Annotated in this window: 7 protein-coding genes and 1 pseudogene; 4 read left to right on the top strand and 4 right to left on the bottom strand. The window is 60.7% G+C overall.

Going from position 1 to position 20,304, the window contains the following annotated elements; translation table 11 throughout:
* Positions 1-534: 534 nt before the first annotated feature.
* Positions 535-3,270 carry a magnesium-translocating P-type ATPase gene (gene mgtA, locus IFT99_RS16675; protein WP_192133632.1) on the bottom strand — a complete coding sequence of 912 codons (2,736 nt, stop codon included), beginning with the start codon at positions 3,268-3,270 and terminating at the stop codon, positions 535-537.
* A 764-nt stretch (positions 3,271-4,034) separates the two neighbouring features.
* Here mgtA and IFT99_RS16670 point away from each other — a divergent pair.
* From IFT99_RS16670 to IFT99_RS16660, 3 genes are all read left to right on the top strand, one after another.
* Entirely contained in the window at positions 4,035-5,051 is a 1,017-nt protein-coding gene (locus IFT99_RS16670; protein WP_192133630.1) for a class I SAM-dependent rRNA methyltransferase, read from the top strand.
* 111 nt (positions 5,052-5,162) lie between these two features.
* The gene (locus IFT99_RS16665) at positions 5,163-8,123 is read left to right on the top strand and encodes a DUF748 domain-containing protein (RefSeq protein ID WP_192133628.1); all 2,961 of its coding nucleotides are present in this window, start codon (positions 5,163-5,165) and stop codon (positions 8,121-8,123) included.
* A 26-nt stretch (positions 8,124-8,149) separates the two neighbouring features.
* Positions 8,150-8,440: a DUF2845 domain-containing protein gene (locus IFT99_RS16660; RefSeq protein WP_244160338.1), complete on the top strand. Its 291-nt coding sequence runs from the start codon at positions 8,150-8,152 to the stop codon at positions 8,438-8,440.
* A gap of 240 nt (positions 8,441-8,680) precedes the next feature.
* Here IFT99_RS16660 and IFT99_RS16655 read toward each other — a convergent pair whose 3' ends face one another.
* Genes IFT99_RS16655 through IFT99_RS16645 form a run of 3 tightly spaced genes read right to left on the bottom strand, consistent with a single transcriptional unit; the run spans position 8,681 to position 13,596 of the window.
* A complete protein-coding gene (locus IFT99_RS16655; RefSeq protein WP_192133626.1) occupies positions 8,681-10,054 on the bottom strand; it encodes an HlyD family type I secretion periplasmic adaptor subunit in 1,374 nt (457 codons plus the stop codon).
* Complete coding sequence (locus IFT99_RS16650) at positions 10,044-12,197, bottom strand: type I secretion system permease/ATPase (protein WP_192133623.1); 2,154 nt, start codon at positions 12,195-12,197, stop codon at positions 10,044-10,046. Before IFT99_RS16650 ends, IFT99_RS16655 begins: the two co-directional genes overlap by 11 nt.
* A gap of 49 nt (positions 12,198-12,246) precedes the next feature.
* A complete protein-coding gene (locus tag IFT99_RS16645; RefSeq protein WP_192133622.1) occupies positions 12,247-13,596 on the bottom strand; it encodes a TolC family outer membrane protein in 1,350 nt (449 codons plus the stop codon).
* Between the two features lie 402 nt (positions 13,597-13,998).
* Here IFT99_RS16645 and IFT99_RS26880 point away from each other — a divergent pair.
* A pseudogene (locus IFT99_RS26880) lies at positions 13,999-20,122 on the top strand (retention module-containing protein); the annotation flags it as partial.
* Between the last annotated feature and the right edge of the window lie 182 nt (positions 20,123-20,304).

Here is a 20,304-nt window from a genome sequence, read left to right as displayed (position 1 = left end):
CGTTTTCTGGTCATGTAGAACTCCTCGATAAATGTATTTTCCACTTATCGAGGTGTCCGGGGAAATTAGACCACTGCAATTTTGCGGTGTGACGACTGACGCATTCCCGGCTAAAGCCGGTCCCACAAAAAGCACGCGCTCGGTCAGTAGGACCGGCTTCAGCCGGGAAGAGGCCGGTGTGAATACCCGCAGTTTTGCGGTGTGACGACTGACGCATTCCCGGCTAAAGCCAGTCCCAGAAAAAGCACGCGCTCGGTCAGTAGGACCGGCTTCAGCCGGGAAGAGGCCGGTGTGAACGCCCGCAGTTTTGCGGTGTGACGCCTGACGCCTTCCCGGCTAAAGCCAGCCCCACTAAGAGAACGCGCTCAGTCAGTAGGACCGGCTTCAGCCGGGAAGAGGCCGGTGCGGACACCCTCACTGTTGCGGTGCAGCGAATGACGCCTTCCCGGCTGAAGCCGGTCCTACCGTGGGGGTCGACGCCAGTCTCCCGCTGCATACACGCGGTCAGTCAGTGGGACCGGCATCACATGCAAATCACTGCCAGCCAAACTTGCGTACGTAGAACCCCTTCACCGCCTGGGTCAGCGCCACGTAGGCGATCAGGATCAGCGGCAGGATGGCGAAGTACAGCGGTGGCAGCGCTTGCAGTTTGAAGTAGTGCGCCAGCGGGCCCATCGGCAGGAAGATGCCCACGGCCATGATGACACCGGTCATCACCATCAACGGCATCGCCGCACGGCTTTGCAGGAACGGGATTTTCGGTGTGCGGATCATGTGCACGATCAACGTTTGCGTCAGCAGGCCCACGACAAACCAGCCCGACTGAAACAGGGTCTGATGCTCAGGCGTGTTGGCGCCGAACACGTACCACATGACCGCGAACGTGGTGATGTCGAAGATCGAGCTGATCGGCCCGAAAAACAGCATGAAGCGTCCTACGTCCGCAGGCTGCCAGCGCTGGGGTTTTTTCAGCAGTTCCTCATCGACGTTATCGAACGGGATGGCGATCTGGGAAATGTCGTACAGCAGGTTCTGCACCAGCAGGTGCATGGGCAGCATTGGCAGAAACGGAATGAACGCACTGGCGACCAGCACCGAGAACACGTTGCCGAAGTTGGAACTGGCCGTCATTTTGATGTACTTGAGCATGTTGGCGAAGGTCCGGCGCCCTTCCAGCACCCCCTCCTCCAGCACCATCAGGCTCTTCTCCAGCAGAATGATGTCGGCGGCTTCCTTGGCGATGTCCACCGCGGTGTCCACGGAAACACCGATGTCGGCGGTGCGCAGCGCAGGCGCGTCGTTGATGCCGTCGCCCATGAAACCCACCACGTGCCCGTTGGCCTTGAGCAGCCGCACGATGCGCTCCTTGTGGGAAGGCGTCAGCTTGGCGAACACGTTGGTGGTCTCGACCGCGACCGCCAGTTCGGCATCGCTCATCCGCTCGATATCACCCCCCATCAGCAGGCCCTGACGCTCCAGCCCGACTTCGCGGCAGATCTTCGCGGTGACGCGTTCGTTGTCGCCGGTCAGCACTTTCACCGCCACGCCATGCTCGGCCAACGCTTTAAGCGCCGGCGCCGTGCTTTCCTTCGGCGGATCGAGAAACGCCACATAACCGATCAGGGTCAGGTCGCTCTCGTCAGCCAGGCCGTAGGTGTCGCGGCCTGCCTCCATAGGACGCGCCGCCACCGCCACCACACGCAGACCTTCTTCGTTGAACGCGGCGGTGACGCTTAGAATGCGCTCGAGCAGCTCAGGCGTCAGCGCTTCTTCGGCATCGCCATGACGCACGCGGTTGCACACGCTGAGCACTTCTTCCAGCGCGCCTTTGCAGATCAGCAGATGCGGCTCGTGCTGCTGTTGCACCACCACCGACATGCGCCGGCGATTGAAGTCGAACGGGACCTCATCGACCTTGCTGAACGCGGTGCCGACTTGCAGCTCGCGGTGAATCTCGACGTGCTCCAGCACCGCGACGTCCAGCAGGTTTTTCAGGCCGGTCTGGTAGTAACTGTTGAGGTAGGCCATTTCCAGAACGTCGTCGGACTCATCGCCCCATACGTCGACATGGCGTGCGAGAAAAATCTTGTCCTGGGTCAGCGTGCCGGTCTTGTCGGTGCACAGCACGTCCATGGCGCCGAAGTTCTGGATGGCGTCGAGACGTTTGACGATGACTTTTTTTCGCGACAGAAACACCGCGCCCTTGGCCAGCGTCGAAGTGACGATCATCGGCAGCATTTCCGGGGTCAGGCCGACCGCGATGGACAGCGCGAAAAGCAACGCTTCCATCCAGTCGCCCTTGGTGAAGCCATTGATGAACAACACCAGCGGCGCCATCACGAACATGAAGCGGATCAGCAGCCAGCTGACTTTATTGACCCCGGCCTGAAACGAGGTCGGCGCACGATCGGTGGCGCTGACCCGTTGCGCCAGCGCGCCGAAATAGGTGTGGTTACCGGTGGCCAGGATGATACCCGTCGCCGCGCCGGACACCACGTTGGTGCCCATGAACAGAATGTTTTCCAGGTCCAGCGGGTTGCCCGTATCGACGCCCTGACGCCGCGCGAATTTCTCCACCGGCATGGATTCGCCAGTCATCGCGGCCTGGCTGACGAACAGGTCCTTGGCGCTGAGCACGCGGCAGTCCGCAGGGATCATGTCGCCGGCAGACAGCACGATGAGGTCGCCCGGTACCAGTTGCTTGATCGGCAGCTCGATGCGTTTTTGCTTTGCGGTATCGGCAGCGTCGAACGAGCTGTCGGCGCGGCGCATGACGGTCGCGGTGTTGCTGACCATTGCCTTGAGCGCGTCGGCGGCCTGATTGGAACGCGCCTCCTGCCAGAAACGCAGCAGCGTGGAGAGCACGACCATGGAGAAAATCACCGTGGCGGCTTTCATGTCTTCGGTCAGCCACGAGATGAACGCCAGCAGGGTCAGCAGCAGGTTGAACGGATTTCGATAGCAGTGCCACAAATGCACCCACCATGGCAGCGGCTGTTCGTGCTCGACTTCGTTGAGGCCGTGTTGCTCGCGCAGTTCGTGCGCTTCGGTTTCGGTGAGACCGTCGGCGTGGCTGCTCAGGCGTGCGAGCAATTCAGGCACATCGCTGCTGGCGCCGCGGGTCAGGGTCTGCGCGAGGGTGGGCGGCACTTCGCGGCTGACGGTGGCGTCGGTCACGCTGTCGAGCGTCGCCAGCCGACGGAAGTGCCGGCCGAGTTTGCGGGTGCGGACGAAGTCTGCGAGGAATTCTTTCAGGAGGATGTACTTCATGGTTGTGTCCCCTGGACTGAAGGCTGCTGGAGCTGAAAGCACAGGAACCTTGAGCGGGTACGGCACGCCTCAGGCGCCGCGCTCGTTCATGAGCAGGCACCGCAGGCTGGCCCGCGCAGCAAAAGCCACGCGCGTCCGATGCGCAGACGAACGACAGACGCGTCGGTCATCACGCAGGATTGGGCGTCAGGGAAAGGACAGGGAAGCGGGCTCTGAGCAGAGTCCGCGGGCCACCGCCGCTTCTCACGTTGTCGGCGAGATAGCGGCAGTGAAAAGACTGCGCGTTATCGTGCCGAGGATTGGCCGGTCGTTATCACCGGCTGACGTCTGTCACTCGAACAAGTACCCACTGTGGGTCTCCGCATTGGTTGAAAACGGGCGAAGCATACGCCCGGGTTGTATGAGAGTAAATCGCCAGCATGGAGGGTGTGGGGGTTAATGCGGATGTCTTCAGGGAAGGTTCAGGAACCGGGGATGACGCCCCTTGTAGGAGTGAGCTTGCTCGCACATGCGTCATATCTGAGACCCAAAGGTTGAACTGATTCACCTCAGTTTCTGTAGGAGTGAGCTTGCTCGCGATGGCGTTATGTCTGCGAAGAGGATGTCGTCTGACATGCCGCTATCGCGAGCAAGCTCACTCCTACAGTGGTTTGCGGCGAGGGCAGTGCGAAAGTCCGTAGAAGCTTGCTGGCGAACAGGCGGCAACACCGGCATTGGCCTTGCTGATAAACTCGCACGCCCTCATTCCTGCCCCAAGGCCGAGCATGTCCTCGTTGAATCAGGCGCTCAGCGTCGCCCTCGATAATCGTCAATCCCTGCTGGCGGAACTGCACGCCCAAGGCACCGATTGTTATCGCCTGTTCCACGGCAGTCAGGAAGGCGCGAGCGGGCTGACCGTCGATCGTTACGGCCCGCAATTGCTGGTGCAGAGTTTCCACAACAGCCTGGATATCGAATCGCTGCTCGCGCTGCAGGCTACCGTCAATGGGCGGCTGGGCCTGGAACTGATGCTGGTTTATAACGACCGCTCCCAAGGCAACTCGCGGGTCGACCGGACTGACCCGATCTATAAAGCCGACGACGCGGCGCTGGCTGATCTGGTCGGCCATGAGTGGGGCCTGAATTACCGGGTGCGCGGTCGTCATGCCGGGCAGGATCCACTGCTGTTTCTCGACCTGCGCAACGCCCGCGGCTGGGTCAAGCAACATGCCGCCGGCAAGAGCGTGCTCAATCTGTTCGCCTACACCTGCGGCGTCGGCCTGAGCGCAGCGGCGGGTGGCGCGCGCGAGGTGTGCAACCTGGATTTCGCCGAGGGCAATCTGGCGGTCGGTCGAGAGAACGGCCTGCTCAATCCGCAGCTACCGGCCATGCAATTTGTCCAGTCCGATTACTTCCCGGCCATTCGCCAACTGGCCGGACTGCCCATCGCTTCCCGTCGCGGCCACAAGCTGCCGAGTTACGTGCGCCTCGAGCAACGCCAATATGATCTGGTCCTGCTGGATCCGCCGGCCTGGGCCAAGAGCGCATTCGGCACGGTGGATCTGCTGCGCGATTACCAGAGCCTGCTGAAACCCGCGCTGCTGACCACCGCCGAAGACGGCGTGCTGATCTGCTGCAACAATCTGGCGAAGGTCAGCCTGGACGATTGGCGCGAGCAGGTGCTGCGTTGCGCCAGCAAAATCGGCCGGCCCGTGCGCGACTGCCAGGTGCTGACCCCGGGCGCCGACTTTCCGTCACAGGACCAACAGCCCCCGCTCAAGACATTGATCTTGCAGCTGTGATGCGTGATCGGGTCTAAGGAAATTTCCCACAAGGATTGAAGCGACCGGATTCGGAACCAGATTGGCGTGCCATACTCCAAGGACCTCCCATCGAGAGAGTCGGCGACCTACATGCCCAAAGGATTGAAACGCGCCATCGGCGCCCTGCTGGCCGTCTTCGCCATTTACAGCGTGCTGGGGTTTCTGATCCTGCCCGGCGTGGCATTGCGAATCATCAATCAACAGCTGGCGAATTACGCCACGGTGCCGGCCAGGCTGGACCGTCTCGAACTCAATCCCTACAGCCTGGAAGTCACTCTCTGGGGCCTGAACATCGGGGCGCCGGGCAAGGAGCAAATCGGTTTCGCGCGGCTTTACGCCAACCTGCAAATCGACAGCCTGTGGACAAAGGCCCTGCACCTCAAGGCCGTCGAGCTCGATAAACCCAAGACCGAGTTGCTGTTCGCCAAAGACGGCACGCTCAATCTGGCCGGGCTGTTCAAGCTGCCGGCCAGCGAACCTGTTAAACCTGACGCCCCCCCGAGCAAACCGTTCCCGCTGCGCATCGGCGAGATCAAGCTGGCCGACGGCTACGTGCATTTCCAGGACATGCGCCCCAGCGAGCCCATCGAGTTTCTCTACGACGCGCTGAATTTCGAGCTGAAAAACCTCAGCACCCTGCCGGAAGACAACGCCGACATGACCCTCGTCGCCGCGGGGCCTAACGGCGGTCAAATCGATTGGGTCGGGCGTATCAGCCTTGTGCCCCTCTCGTCCGAAGGCACGCTAAAAGTCACCGACGGCAAGATGGAAGTCTGGTGGCCCTACGTGCGCGACGCGCTGCCGCTGGTCCTCAAAGACGGCGTCCTCAATTTCAACACCCATTACACACTCAGTCTGGCGAAGGAAACCGAGCTGCTGCTGGACAAGACATCCCTGAGTGTTGCGCCCTTCGCCATCGATGCCCCGGACGGCAGACCGCTGGCGCGCCTGAAAAAACTGAGCGTGAGCGACACGTCAATCGATCTGGCCAAGCAGTTGGTGTCCGTCGGCAAGATTCGCAGCGAAGGCCTGGAAACCTGGGCGACGCGGGAGTCGGACGGCGAGCTGGACTGGCAGAAGCTGTTCGCCAGCCAGCCGTCCAAAGCACAAGCCAAGAAAGTCGAGGCTGAAAAACAGCAGCCCGCGACCGCCACCGGCGCTGAAACCACCGCCAGCGCAAAACCAGCGACGCCGAGCAAACCGTGGCAGGTGTTGCTGCGGGATACGCAGCTGCGCGACTACCGGATTCATCTCGCCGACAAGGTCCCGAAAGAGCCTGTGGCGATTGATGTCGGCCCGCTGAACCTGGACCTGACCGGCTTCGACAGCCTCAACAAGTCACCCTTCAAGCTCAAGCTCGACACTGGTGTGGGCAAGCAAGGCAAGCTGACCGCCGAGGGCGAGGTGAATCTTGCGCCGGTTCGCGCCAATCTCAATGTCACTACGCGCGACATCGACCTGCGAGTGGCGCAGTCCTACGTCACGCCATTCATTCGCCTGGAAGTGCGCAGCGGCATGCTCAACAGCGATCTGGCCGTGGACCTGAAAAGCACCGAGCCGTTGGCGCTTGGCATTACCGGCAAGGCGCAGGTCGACCAGTTGCACACCCTCGACACCCTCAAGTCGCGGGACTTCGTGAAGTGGCAGCGGTTGAACGTCGACGGGCTGAATTTCCAGCTGGGCGATAGCCTGACCATCGCTTCGATTAATGTCGACCAGCCGTATGCGCGCTTCGTGATCGCTGACGATCGCTCGACCAACATTGACGACCTGCTGATTCCGCAGCCTGCAGACAAGGCGCCTGCCGCGCCGAAAACAAAAGCCGCCGCCAGCAGCGAAAAGCCGATGGGCATTCGCATTGGCGAGGTGAACATCACCAACGGCTCGGCCAACTTCGCCGACTTCAGCCTGACGCCGAACTTCGCCACGGCCGTTCAGCAACTCAGCGGCAAAATCGGCACGCTGGATAACCGCCAGGACAAACCCGCGACGGTGAATATCAACGGTAAGGTTGATCGCTATGCGCCGGTGACCATCAAGGGCGCGCTGAACCCGTTCAACCCGATGGCGAGTCTGGACATCGCGACCAGCTTCAAGCGCGTGGAGCTGACCACGTTGACGCCCTACTCCGGCAAATTCGCCGGTTATCGCATTCGCAAGGGGCGTCTGAATCTGGATCTCCACTACCTGATTACCAAGGGCCAGCTCAAGGCTGAGAACAAGGTGGTGGTCGAGCAGTTGCAATTGGGTGAGAAGGTGGACAGCCCGGACGCGGTGAATCTGCCGCTGAAACTGGCGATTGCCCTGCTCAAGGATACCGATGGCAAGATTTCCATCGAGTTGCCGGTAACGGGCGATCTCAACAATCCGCAGTTCAGCGTGATGCCGATCGTCTGGCAGACCCTGCGCAATCTGGTGGTGAAGGCAGCGGCGGCGCCGTTCAAATTCATCGGTGGATTGATCAGCGGCGGTGGCGGATCGGAGGACCTGGGCACGGTGTCCTTCGCGCCAGGGGCTGAGGAGCTGAGCCCTGAGGCGATGGCTTCGCTGGACAAGCTGGCGGCAGCCTTAAAAGCCCGGCCAGCGTTGCGTCTTGAGATTGAAGGCACCAGCGCTGAAGCCAGCGACGGCCCGTTGATTGCCCAGCAACGACTGGAGCGTGAATACCAGAGCACGTACTACAAGATTCTCCAGCGCCGCGGCGACAAGGTGCCTGCGCAGCCGAGTGATCTGACGGTACCTGCGGATGAGAAGGCGCCGATGCTTGACGGTATTTATCGCACGCGCCTGAAACAGCAGCCGCCGGCCGAGTGGGTGAATCTGGGCAAGGAAGAGCGTCAGAACAAGCTGCGCGAGGCGGTGCTCAAATCCTGGAGTTCGAGCGCGCTGCTGCTGCGTCAGCTGGGCCAGGCGCGGGCCGGAAGCATCAAGGACTACCTGGTCGACAAGGGCCAACTGGCAGACGAGCGGGTGTATTTCATCGACACCACCCTTGGCAAGCCGGAAAAAGACGGCCGCGTCATCAGCCCCCTGCACCTCGACAGCGAGTAATGATTTTGAAGAATGCGATAACGAGGATGGCGGTGATTCTCGGTATGACGGCGCTGCTTGGCATTGCCCAGGCAGACACATTGCGCTGTGGCAGCCAGCTGATCAGCGTGGGCGACCGGATGTTTGAAGTGCAGCAGAAATGCGGCCAGCCGGTCAGCCAGGACATCATCGGCTACAAGGAAACCGTCAATCACTACCGCCAGGTGGATCAGGTGCAAGTCCAGGAATGGATCTACGGCCCGAGCAACGGGATGTACCAGTATTTGCGGTTCGAAGGCGGGCGATTGGTGAGGATCGATAGCAAACGCGGAAGGTGATGGTTGCGGAAGATTTATTGTAGGACCGGCTTTAGCCGGGAAGAGGCCAGTGTGAATACCACACATCTGCGGTGTCACGCCTGACGCTTTCCCGGCTGAAGCCGGTCCTACAACGAGCGGGGCCAGTGTGAATACCACACATCTGCGGTGTGACACCCGACGCTTTCCCGGCTGAAGCCGGTCCTACAAGGGGAGAGGCCAGTCCCACAGCCATCAACCACTACCATCTACCATCTACCATCAACGCTCGTGCAATGCCTCGGCGCGGGCTTTGAGGACGGGTTTGAGCATGTAGCTCAGGATGGTTTTCTTGCCGGTGATGATGTCCACCGAGGCGACCATGCCAGGGATGATCAGCAGCGGGTGCTCATCGGTGCCGAGGTGGCTGCGGTCGGTGCGCAGCTTGATCACGTAGAAAGTGTTCTTCTTCTCTTCGTCCTGAATGGTGTCAGCACCGATCTGTTCCAGCTTGCCTTTCAGCCCGCCATAAATCGTGTAGTCATACGCGGTGAACTTGATCATCGCCTCCTGCCCCGGGTGCAGGAAGGCAATGTCTTGCGGGCGAATGCGCGCTTCTACCAACAGCGTGTCATCCAGCGGCACGACTTCGGCGATGTCGCTGCCCGGCTGAATAACACCGCCAACAGTGTTGACCAGCATCTGCTTGACCACGCCGCGCACCGGCGATGTCACCATTGTGCGGTTCACGCGGTCTTCAAGGCCCTTGGCCGTCGACTGCGCTTTGGAAAGGTTGGTGCGCGCTTCATTCAGTTGAGTCAACGCGTCGCTGCGGAATTTGCCACGGGTTTCATCGATCTTGCGCTGCACTTCGGCAATCGCCGCCTGTGCGCGAGGGATCGCCAGCGTGGTGCCGTCCAGCTGACCACGGGTTTCCACCTCGGAGCGTTTCAGACGAAGGATGTCCACCGGCGACACCGCGCCCTGAGACACCAACGGCTCGGACATGCCGATCTCCTGGCGCAACAGGGCCAGGCTGCTGCGGTACTGCTCCTGCTTGGAAGCAAATTCGCGCAATTCCTGCTGGCGTTGAATCAGTTGCTGCTGCAAACCACCGACCTCATCGACCAACTGCTGACGGCGGCTCTTGTACAGCGATTCTTCATTGGACGCCTGATTCGGCACCAACTTGCGCGCTTCGGCGCTGATGTTCAGTGGCCGATCGTCAACCTCGGCGCTCAGGCGCTCGACGCGCAACTGCATCGCCAGACGATCAGCTTCAGTCTCACCCACGTTGGACGCAAAGCGCGTGTCGTCGAGACGAATCAGCGGGGCGCCGGCGTCGACAATCTGGCCGTCGTGGGCATAGATCTGCGCGACGATGCCGCCTTCCAGGTTCTGGATTTTCTGGATCTTGGTCGACGGAATGGCCTTGCCCTCGCCCTTCGTCACTTCATCGATCACGGCGTAGTTAGCCCACACCAGCAAGAAAACGAAGAACAGGATCACGGCCCAGATGGTCAGGCGCACGATGCGCGGGGCGTCGTCCACCAAAGCCTTTTTGACTTCCGGCAGCGCCTGGCCTTCGAGAGAAGGCGAGCCTTTGAAATAGCCGAAAATGCCGCCACCGGAGTTTTGACCTGACTTAAGCAACACTGATCTGCCCCTTCTTCAACGCTTCCATAACGGCGGCTTTCGGGCCGTCGGCCACGATCTGGCCGCGGTCGATGACCACCAGGCGATCAACCAGGCTGAGCAACGAAGCTCGGTGTGTCACAAGAATCACGGTCTTTTTCTCGATAACGCCATGCAGGCGCTGCTTCAAACGTTCTTCGCCGGTGTTGTCCATGGCGCTGGTGGGTTCGTCGAGCAACAGGATCGGCGGATCGAGCAACAAGGCCCGCGCCAGCGCAACGTTCTGCCGTTGACCACCGGACAGGTTCTGCCCGCGCTCGCCCACCTGCAACTCATAGCCCTGGGGATGCAGGCTGGCGAATTCATGCACGCCGGCCAGTTCAGCGGCCTGCAGCACCATCTCGTCGTCCACGTAACGCGCGCCGGAAATCAGATTGTCCCGCAGCGTGCCTGATAACAGTTGAATGTCCTGGGCCACGTAGCCGATGTTGTGGCGCACTTCGCTGACGTCGATCTGACGAATGTCGACGCCATCCACCAGCAGCGAGCCTTCGTCTGGCTGATACAGACCCACCAGCAGTTTGGCCAGGGAGCTTTTCCCCGAACCGCTGCGGCCAATGATCCCGACCTTCTCGCCCGGGCGGATCACCAGATTGATGTTGCGCAGAGCCAGGTTCTGCTGGTTCGGATACGTGAACTCCAGATTGCGGAATTCCATGGCGCCCTGCAGGACCTGACGGCTGAGCGGACGCTCGTCGAAATTGCGTTCCTGGGGCAGCTCCATCATCTGATCGACCGAGACCATGGTCACTTTCGCTTGCTGATAACGGGTCAGCAGGCCGGACAGTTGCGCCAAGGGGCCCAGAGCGCGACCGCTGAGCATGTAGCACGCCACCAGGCCGCCCATGCTGAGGACGCCGTCCATGATCATGTAGACGCCGAAACAGATCATCGCCACGCCCGCCAGTTGCTGGATCAGCAGGGTGATGTTCATGGCGAGACCGGAAAGCACTTTGACGCGCAATTCCAGGCGGCTGAGCGTGCCGATGGTGTGTTCCCACTGGTACTGACGCTCGCTTTCGGCGTTGTTGACCTTCACCGCATCGAGGCCGGCAAGGGTTTCGATCAGGCTCGACTGACGCTCGGCCCCCAGCGCCATGGTGCGTTCAAGGGTGGAGGTCAGCGGCTTTTGCAGGAAGTGGCCGATGCCCAGCGCCAGCGGGAAGGCAATGATCGGAATCCACACCAGATGCCCGCCCAGCAGCGCGATCACCAACAGGATGATCAGCGTGAACGGCAGGTCAATGAGGCTGGTCAGGGTCAGCGACGTGAGGAAGTCACGCATGCCCTGAAACTCATGGATGTTCTGGGCGTAGCTGCCGACCCGGGCCGGGCGAAACTTCATCGCCATGCCGACGATACGTTCGAACAGCGTGGCGGAAATGATCAGGTCGGTTTTCTTGCCGGCCAGGTCCAGGCACAGACTGCGCAGGCCCTTAAGCAAAAGATCAAACAGGAACGCGCCACAGATACCGGTCGCCAGCACCCACAATGTTGCGGTGGCCTGGTTGGGCACGACGCGGTCGTAGACGTTCATGACAAAAAGAGGGGTAGCCAGCGCGATCAGGTTGATCACGAAGCTGGCAGCGATCGCGTCGACGTAAAGCCAGCGAGACAGCTTGAGGGTGTCCTTGAACCAGGAACGAGCGCGCGGGATGAGCGAGCCCTGGGTGACGTCAAATTTATGTTGCGGCTGTGCGAAAAACACCCGACCGCTGTAATCCTGCGCCAGCGCTTCGGTTTCGATCAGCACTTCGCCGCCGTTGCTTTCGCTGATCAGCAGGCGGGCAGACTCGCCCTCCCAACCGAGCAGAACGGCAGAGCGCCCTTCCTTCAGCAGCAGCAAGGCGGGCAATGCGATCTCGGGAATCTGGGTGAGTTTGCGTTGCAGCAAACGCCCCTGCAAACCTGCCCGGGCTGCGGCGCGAGGCAGCAAATCCGGGCTCAGGCGTTGGTCGGGCAATGGCAGACCGGTGGTCAGCATGGCCCGGCTCGCCGGTTTGTGATGCAGGGCACAGAGTGTCAGCAGCCCGTCGAGTAACGGATCGTCGTGCTGGCTGCGTGGATCATGACCTAATTGAGCCGAAGGTAATTCCAAGTCCACGCTGACACTCTCTTTCTTAACAGTTAAAAGAAGCTGACCCCGTCAAGAATCAGTTCATGCCCGGCAGTTGAACGGTCGGTTTCACATCGTTCTGCACAACCGATGCCATCGGCGCGACGACGCCCTGGCTTTTCAGCAGCGTGCCCATGTCTGCCTTGATGCGGTATTGGGTGTACATCTGCAGGTTTTTCAGCTGCATCAGACGCTGTTGCGCGGTGAACAACTCGTTCTCGCTGTCGAGAAGGTCGAGCAGGGTACGCTCTCCCAGACTGAATTGCTGCTGGTACGAGGTACGCACGCTGTTGGCACGCTCGACGTACTGCTGAGCGATCGGCAGCTGGGCGTTGGCGTTGTTGTAGGCGTTCCAGGCCAGGCCCAGTTCTTCGTTCAACTGACGCAGCGCGTTGTTGCGGATATCCAGGGCCTGGCTCGACAGGTACGACTTCGACTGCAGGTCAGCCTTGTTGCTGCCACCGGCGTACAGGTTGAAGCGCATGCGCACCATGGCTTCCCAGCCATTGTTGTGGCCTTCGTCGCCGCCAATGTTGTTATCGGCATTGCGGCCCAATTCTGCATCGAAACGCGGGTAGTAATTGGACTGCGCCGAGGTGTACTGCTTTTCAGCGGCCACGATGTCGGATTCGGCCGAGCGCAGCACCGGGCTGTTCTCCAGCATCTGGCGACGGGCTTCGTTCAGATCGGCAGGCATCATCGCGAACGGCGACGGCGCTTCAAGTTGGTCAGCTTCCAGACCAACGGCACTCAAGTAATTGGTTTGGGCGTCGGCCAGATTGGTTTGTTCGGTGATCAGGTTGTTGCGGGCTTGTGCCAGACGGGCATCGGCCTGGTCCATATCGGCCATACGACCCACGCCGCGGGAAGTGCGCAGTTTGATTTGGTCGTAAATACGTTCGTGACTCTTCAGGTTCTCTTCGGCCAGCCGAACCATTTCACGTTGAGTCAGAACATCCAGATAGACCTGCGCAACTGTCAACGCCGTACGTTCGGTTGTATTTAACAGCGAGTATGCCCGGGAATTGGCGGTGGCTTGTTGACGCGCAACTTCGTTACTTGTTGCGTAGCCGTCAAACAGCATTTGCTGAAGACGGATTTGCGCTTCGCCGCGGTCCAGCGTCTGGTAGTCGTGACGACCGGTCGAGGCACGGGTGCTTGGCGTATCGGAACCGGCCCGGCCGTAGCCCGCCGTGACATCGACACGCGGCAGGTAGCCGCCTCGTGCAGCGCGCAGCGCATAGTCCTGGGCGATACGGGCATTAATGCCGGCCTGCACCTCGGGATGCTCGTCCATGGCTTTCTGCATGGCGGACTGTAGCGTCTGGGCCTGAACGAAACCGGCACAAAGGATAAGGGGTACAGCAGTGAAGAGGTGCTTACGCATTTTGGTGGTTTCCCGAGAACGTACTTGTTCAAAATGCAGCAATACACACTGCCGCATCGTAAAAATGGCCATTGAAGTGATCGTTTCGAGAGTGTTCTGAAGGGCGCTTGCGATCACACTGCAGAAATACGCGATCTCATCAAATATCAATGTGACATTACGGAAGCGATTGTTTAGGATGTCGCCGAATAGGTCAATACTTTGGCAGAAAGTTAATTCCTGTGCCGACCTGCTGTTAATAAATTGGCGCCAGATTACGTGCAACTTAATTAGTTCCCTAAGTTGTTATCTGGCGCCGGAACAAATGCGAATCTTTACGTATTCCAGTAATGAAGCGGCGTTAGTTAAGGCCGGTCGGCATGATGGATACCAACTGAACGGTAATTTCGGAGAGTCACCCCCATGAGCAGTGTTGTTGCCATCGTCAAAAGCATTGTTGGCCAAGTCGTCGCAGTTTCCCCGGAAGGGATTCGTCGTGTGCTCATTGAGGGTGACCGGTTGTTCACCGGCGAGCAGGTTCTGACAGGCCCGGGAGGCGCAGTCACGCTGCAGCTTGCCGATGGCCGTCAGCTGGACATCGGCCGTGACAGCCAGTGGAGCGCAGACGCACCGGCTTCTACGACCAACCTTGCCGAAGCCACCGCGCAAGCCGCACCGTCCGTTGCTGAATTGCAGCAGGCGATCGCGGCCGGCGCCGATCCGACCAAAGACCTCGAAGCCACTGCGGCAGGTCCGCAAGCGGCGCCAGGTGATGGCGGCAACGCAGGCGGCGGCCACAGCGTGGTGATGCTCACCGAGACCGCGGGCGAAGTGAATCCGACCATCGGCTTCCCGACCAACGGCCTGGCGGCAACCGCTGTGCCCCCTCCTACCCTGAGCAACGGTCTGGCGATCGACAACGGCAATGGCAACGGCACCCCCGCCGCGCCGCAGCCTGCCGGCACCCTGACACTTACCGCTACCCAGACGCTGACCGAAGCCGGCGGCGCGCTGGTGTACACAGCAAACGTCACTCAGGCGCCGACTTCGGACCTGACAGTCACCCTGTCCAATGGGTCGACCATTGTGATTCGTGGCGGCGACACGTCGGGCTCGACCACTGTTCAAGTGGCTGACACCAATACGCCGTACATCGACCCTTCAGTTATCAGCACGACCATCACTGGCACAACGGGCGGTGGCGGCCTGATCGTGACGACCGATCCGACGCCGGCGGTGACCACCATCACCGACACCATCGACACCACCTTTGCCAGCATCACCGGCACTCAGTCGGTGATTGAAGGCCAGGCCGCCACGTACACCATTACGCTGAGCAACCCGGCGCAGACCGAAGTCACGATCAACCTGACCTACAGCGGCACCGCTACCGACGGCAGCGACTACACGCAAGTGGTCAGCGTGAAGATCCCTGCCAACAGCAGCAGCGTCACCTTCGACCTGAACACCCTGAATGACACGATCCCGGAAGGCGTTGAAAACGTCACCGTGGCGATCGGCGCCATCAGCGGCGGCAACTTCGAAAACGTCGCTGTCAGCCCGACCAATGGCAGCGTCACTACCACCATCATCGACAACGACGCTCTGCCGGTTGTCGATCCCAATGGCGGCGCCAACGGCACCAACAGCGAAACCACCTTCACCGAAGGCCAGGCTGGCGTTTCGATCGCCGACCAGTTGACCGTCACGGACGCCGACAGCCCGACGCTGCAAGGCGCGAAAGTCACCCTGACCAACCCTCAGGACGCCGACAGCCTGGTGGTGGGCAGCCCGAACGCGAACATCGCGGTCAGCACCGCCACCGTCAACGGCCAAATCGTACTGACCCTGACCGGCGCCGCCACCGCAGCCGAATACGAAGCCGTGATCAAGTCGATCACCTTCCAGAACAGCAGCGAAGACCCGAGCGTTGCCGATCGCACCATCACTGTGACCGTCAATGACGGCCAGAACGACTCCGCACCGGCCACCAGCATCGTGCACGTCGTCGCCGTCAACGACGCCCCGACCGTGTCCTTCACCAGCACCGATTACGTCGAAAACGGCGCGCCTCAGGCACTGGTCAACAACCTGCAGATCGGCGACGTCGACGGCGGTCAGTTGAGCGGCGCGAAGATCACCGTGACCGGCGTTCAGGCCGAAGACTTGATCGCATCGCCGTCCTTCCAGGGCGGCAACAGCGGCACCACGGCTTCGGGCATCAGCTACACGCTGGGCAACGACGCCAACGGTAACGTCGTCATTCAGTTGAACGGTAACGCCTCGATCGCCGACTACACCACGCTGATCAACTCGATCACCTACGCCAACAGCAGTGACGCGCCGATCACCACCCCACGGGGCGTGACCATCGAAGTGACTGACGTGGACACCCACGGCACCAACAACCTGACGGGCAGCGCCACCGGCGAAGTCGCCATCACGCCGGTCAACGACGCACCGACCGTCATCGACGCATCGGGCCAAGGCGACGAAGACACCGCCATTGCGGTCAGGCTGACCGGCACTGACGTCGACGGCACCATCGACCACTTCAACCTGGTCAGCCTGGCGGCCAACGGCACGTTCTACGCCGATGCTGCCGGTACCCAGGCGCTGACCAGCCTCAGCAACATCGCCGCCACCGCCAACGGCGCAACGATCTACTTCAAGCCGAACGCCAACTGGGCGGGCGACACCAGCTTCACCTACACCGCAGTCGACAACCAGGGCCTGCAAACTGGCGCGCCAGCCAACGGCGTCATTAACGTCACGCCAGTGGCCGATGCGCCGATCGTCACCGTTGCTGACGCCCAGGGTAATGAAGATTCGGCGATCAAGCTGACCCTGAGCACCGCGCTGGTCGACACCGACGGTTCCGAGTCCCTGGGCCCGCTGGTTGTGTCCGGCATTCCCGTCGGCGCCGTGCTGACGGATGGCACCCACAGCTACACCTCGATTCCGACAGGCGACGGTGCTGTTTATATCGACGGTTGGGACCTGAACAACCTGACGATCACCCCGCCGAAAGACTTCAACGGCCCGATCACACTGCAAGTGAGCTCGACGTCGACCGAAGGCGCCAACCAGGATTCGGCCACCACGACACAGGCGCTGATCGTCAATGTGACGCCTGTGAACGACGGCCCGGCGGTCAACTTCGACAGCGTGACGTACACCGAAAACGGTGCGCCGATCGCGCTGGTGAACAATTTCAGCATCACCGACATCGACAGCACGCAACTGAGCAGCGCGAAAATCACGCTGACCGGTGTTCAGGCTGAAGACCTGGTGGTGTCTCAGTACTACAAAGGCGGCACCACCGGCCTTACCGACCTGGGCATCACCTACACCCTGAGCAACGACGCCAGCGGCAACATCGTGATCGACCTGACGGGCAACGCCTCGGTCGCCAACTATGAAACCCTGATCAAGTCGCTCACGTACGCTGACAACAGCGAAAACCCGAGCACCGTACCGCGTGGCGTGAGCATCTCGGTTACCGACCTCGACGCCAACGGCACCACTAACCTGACCGCCGTGCACGACGGCCAGATCAACGTGATTGCCGTCAACGACGCTCCGACCGTGAACGCGGCTCTGGGCCAGGGCGACGAAGACACTGCCATCGCGGTCAACCTGACCGGCGCTGATGTCGACGGCACCATCGACCACTTCAATCTGGTCACCATGGCCGAGCACGGCACGTTCTACGCCGACGCCGCCGGTACCCAGGCGCTGACCAACCTCAGCAATATCGCTGCCAGCAACAACAGCGCGACGATCTACTTCAAGCCGGATGCCAATTGGGCCGGTGACACCAGCTTCACGTACACCGCGGTCGACAATCAGGGCCTGCAAACTGGCGCGCCAGCCAACGGCGTCATCAACGTCACGCCGGTGGCCGATGCGCCGATCGTCACCGTTGCTGACGCCCAAGGTAATGAAGACTCCGCGATCAAGCTGAACGTCAGCACCGCGCTGGTCGACACTGACGGCTCGGAATCTCTCGGCCCGTTCGTGGTGTCCGGTATTCCAGTGGGCGCCGTGCTGACGGATGGCACCCACAGCTACACCTCGATTCCGACCGGCGACGGCGCTGTCTACATTAATGGCTGGGACCTGACCAACCTGACGATCACGCCGCCGAAAGATTTCAACGGCTCGATCAACCTGCAGGTGAGCTCGACGTCGACCGAAAGCGCCAACAAGGACTCGGCCACCACGGTTCAGTCGCTGACCGTGAACGTCGGGCCGATCAACGATGCCCCAACCGTCACCTTCACCAATCCTGACTACGTCGAAAACGGCGCGCCTCAGGCATTGGTCAGCAACCTGCAAATCGGCGACGTCGACAGCAGCCAGTTGAGCAGCGCGAAAATCACGCTGACCGGCATTCAGGCCGAAGACCTGATCGTTTCCCAGTACTACACCGGTGCAAACAGTGGCACCACCACTCTGGGCATCAGCTACAACCTCAGCAACGATGCCGATGGCAACATCATCATCGACCTGACCGGCAAGGCGTCGATCGCTGACTACACCACGCTGATCAACTCGATCACCTACGCCAACAGCAGTGACGCCCCGATCACCACCCCACGCGGCGTGACCATCGAAGTGACCGACGCTGATGCCAATGGCACCAACAACCTGTCGGGCAGCGCCACTGGCCAGATCGGCATCACGCCGGTCAACGACGCGCCGGTCGTGAACAACACCGCAGGCAAGGGCGACGAAGACACGCCGATTGCCGTCAAGCTGTCGGGCGCTGACGTCGATGGCACCATCGACCACTTCAATCTGGTGTCGATGGCCAGCAACGGCAAGTTCTACGCTGACGCTGCAGGGACTCAAGAGCTGACCAACCTCAGCAACATCGCCGCCACCAACAACAGCGCGACGATTTACTTCAAGCCAACCGAAAACTGGGCGGGCGTCACCAGCGATTTCACCTACACCGCTGTCGACAATCAGGGCCTGGCCAGCACACCGGCAACCGGAAACATCAGCGTCACACCGGTAGCCGATGCCCCAATCGTCACCGTCGCCAACGCCCAAGGTAATGAAGATTCAGCGATCAAGCTGAACGTCAGCACCGCGCTGGTCGACACAGACGGCTCGGAATCCCTGGGCCCGTTCGTGGTGTCCGGCATTCCAGTAGGCGCCGTGCTGACTGACGGCACCCATAGCTACACCTCGATTCCGACCGGCGACGGCGCTGTCTATATCAATGGCTGGGACCTGACCAACCTGACGATCACGCCGCCGAAAGACTTCAACGGCTCGATCAACTTGCAAGTGAGCTCGACCTCCACCGAGCTGACCGGCCAATCGGCAACCACGACTCAGTCCCTGACCGTGAACGTCGCGTCGGTGAACGATGCGCCAGTGGTCAACTTCGACAGCACCACTTACACCGAAAACGGTGCGCCGATCGCGATCGTCAACAACTTCAGCATCACCGACGTCGACAGCACTGAGCTGACCAGCGCGAAGATCACGCTGACCGGTATTCAGGCTGAAGACCTGATCGTTTCCCAGTACTACAAAGGCGGCAGCGACGGCACCACCGGCACCACCGATCTGGGTATCAGCTACAAGCTGAGCAACGACGCCGACGGCAACATCGTTATCGATCTGACTGGCAAGGCTTCGGTGGCCAATTACGAAACCCTGATCAAGTCGCTCACGTACGCCGACAACAGCGAAAACCCAAGCACTGCACCACGCGGCGTGACCATCGCTGTGACCGACGCAGATGCCAACGGCACCAACAACCTGACCGTCGTTCACGACAGCCAGATCAACGTGATTGCCGTCAACGACGCCCCGACCGTCAACGCGGCACTGGGCCAAGGCGACGAAGACACTGCCATCGCGGTCAACCTGACTGGCGCTGACGTCGATGGCACCATCGACCACTTCAACCTGGTGTCGATGGCCAGCAACGGCAAGTTCTACGCTGACGCTGCAGGGACTCAGGAGCTGACCAACCTCAGCAACATCGCCGCCACCAACAACAGCGCGACGATTTACTTCAAGCCAACCGAAAACTGGGCGGGCGTCACCAGCGATTTCACCTACACCGCTGTCGACAATCAGGGCCTGGCCAGCACACCGGCAACCGGAAACATCAGCGTCACACCGGTAGCCGACGCCCCGACCGTCACTGTCAGCAACGCCCAAGGTAATGAAGATTCGGCGATCAAGCTGAACGTCAGCACCGCGCTGGTCGACACCGACGGCTCGGAATCCCTGGGCCCGTTCGTGGTGTCCGGCATTCCAGTGGGCGCCGTGCTGACGGATGGCACCCATAGCTACACCTCGATTCCGACCGGCGACGGCGCTGTCTACATCAATGGCTGGGATCTGACCAACCTGACGATCACGCCGCCGAAAGACTTCAACGGCTCGATCAACTTGCAAGTGAGCTCGACCTCCACCGAGCTGACCGGCCAATCGGCAACCACGACTCAGTCCCTGACCGTGAACGTCGCGTCGGTGAACGATGCGCCAGTGGTCAACTTCGACAGCACCACTTACANCACCGACGTCGACAGCACTGAGCTGACCAGCGCGAAAATCACGCTGACCGGTATTCAGGCTGAAGACCTGATCGTTTCCCAGTACTACAAAGGCGGCAGCGACGGCACCGCGGGTACCACCGATCTGGGTATCAGCTACAAGCTGAGCAACGACGCCGACGGCAACATCGTTATCGATCTG

It is taken from the genome of Pseudomonas sp. CFBP 8772 (genome assembly GCF_014841665.1).
GTDB lineage: Bacteria > Pseudomonadota > Gammaproteobacteria > Pseudomonadales > Pseudomonadaceae > Aquipseudomonas > Aquipseudomonas graminis_B.
The sequence above is the reverse complement of the archived record's forward strand: the minus strand, read 5'-3'. Positions and strand labels throughout refer to the sequence as shown.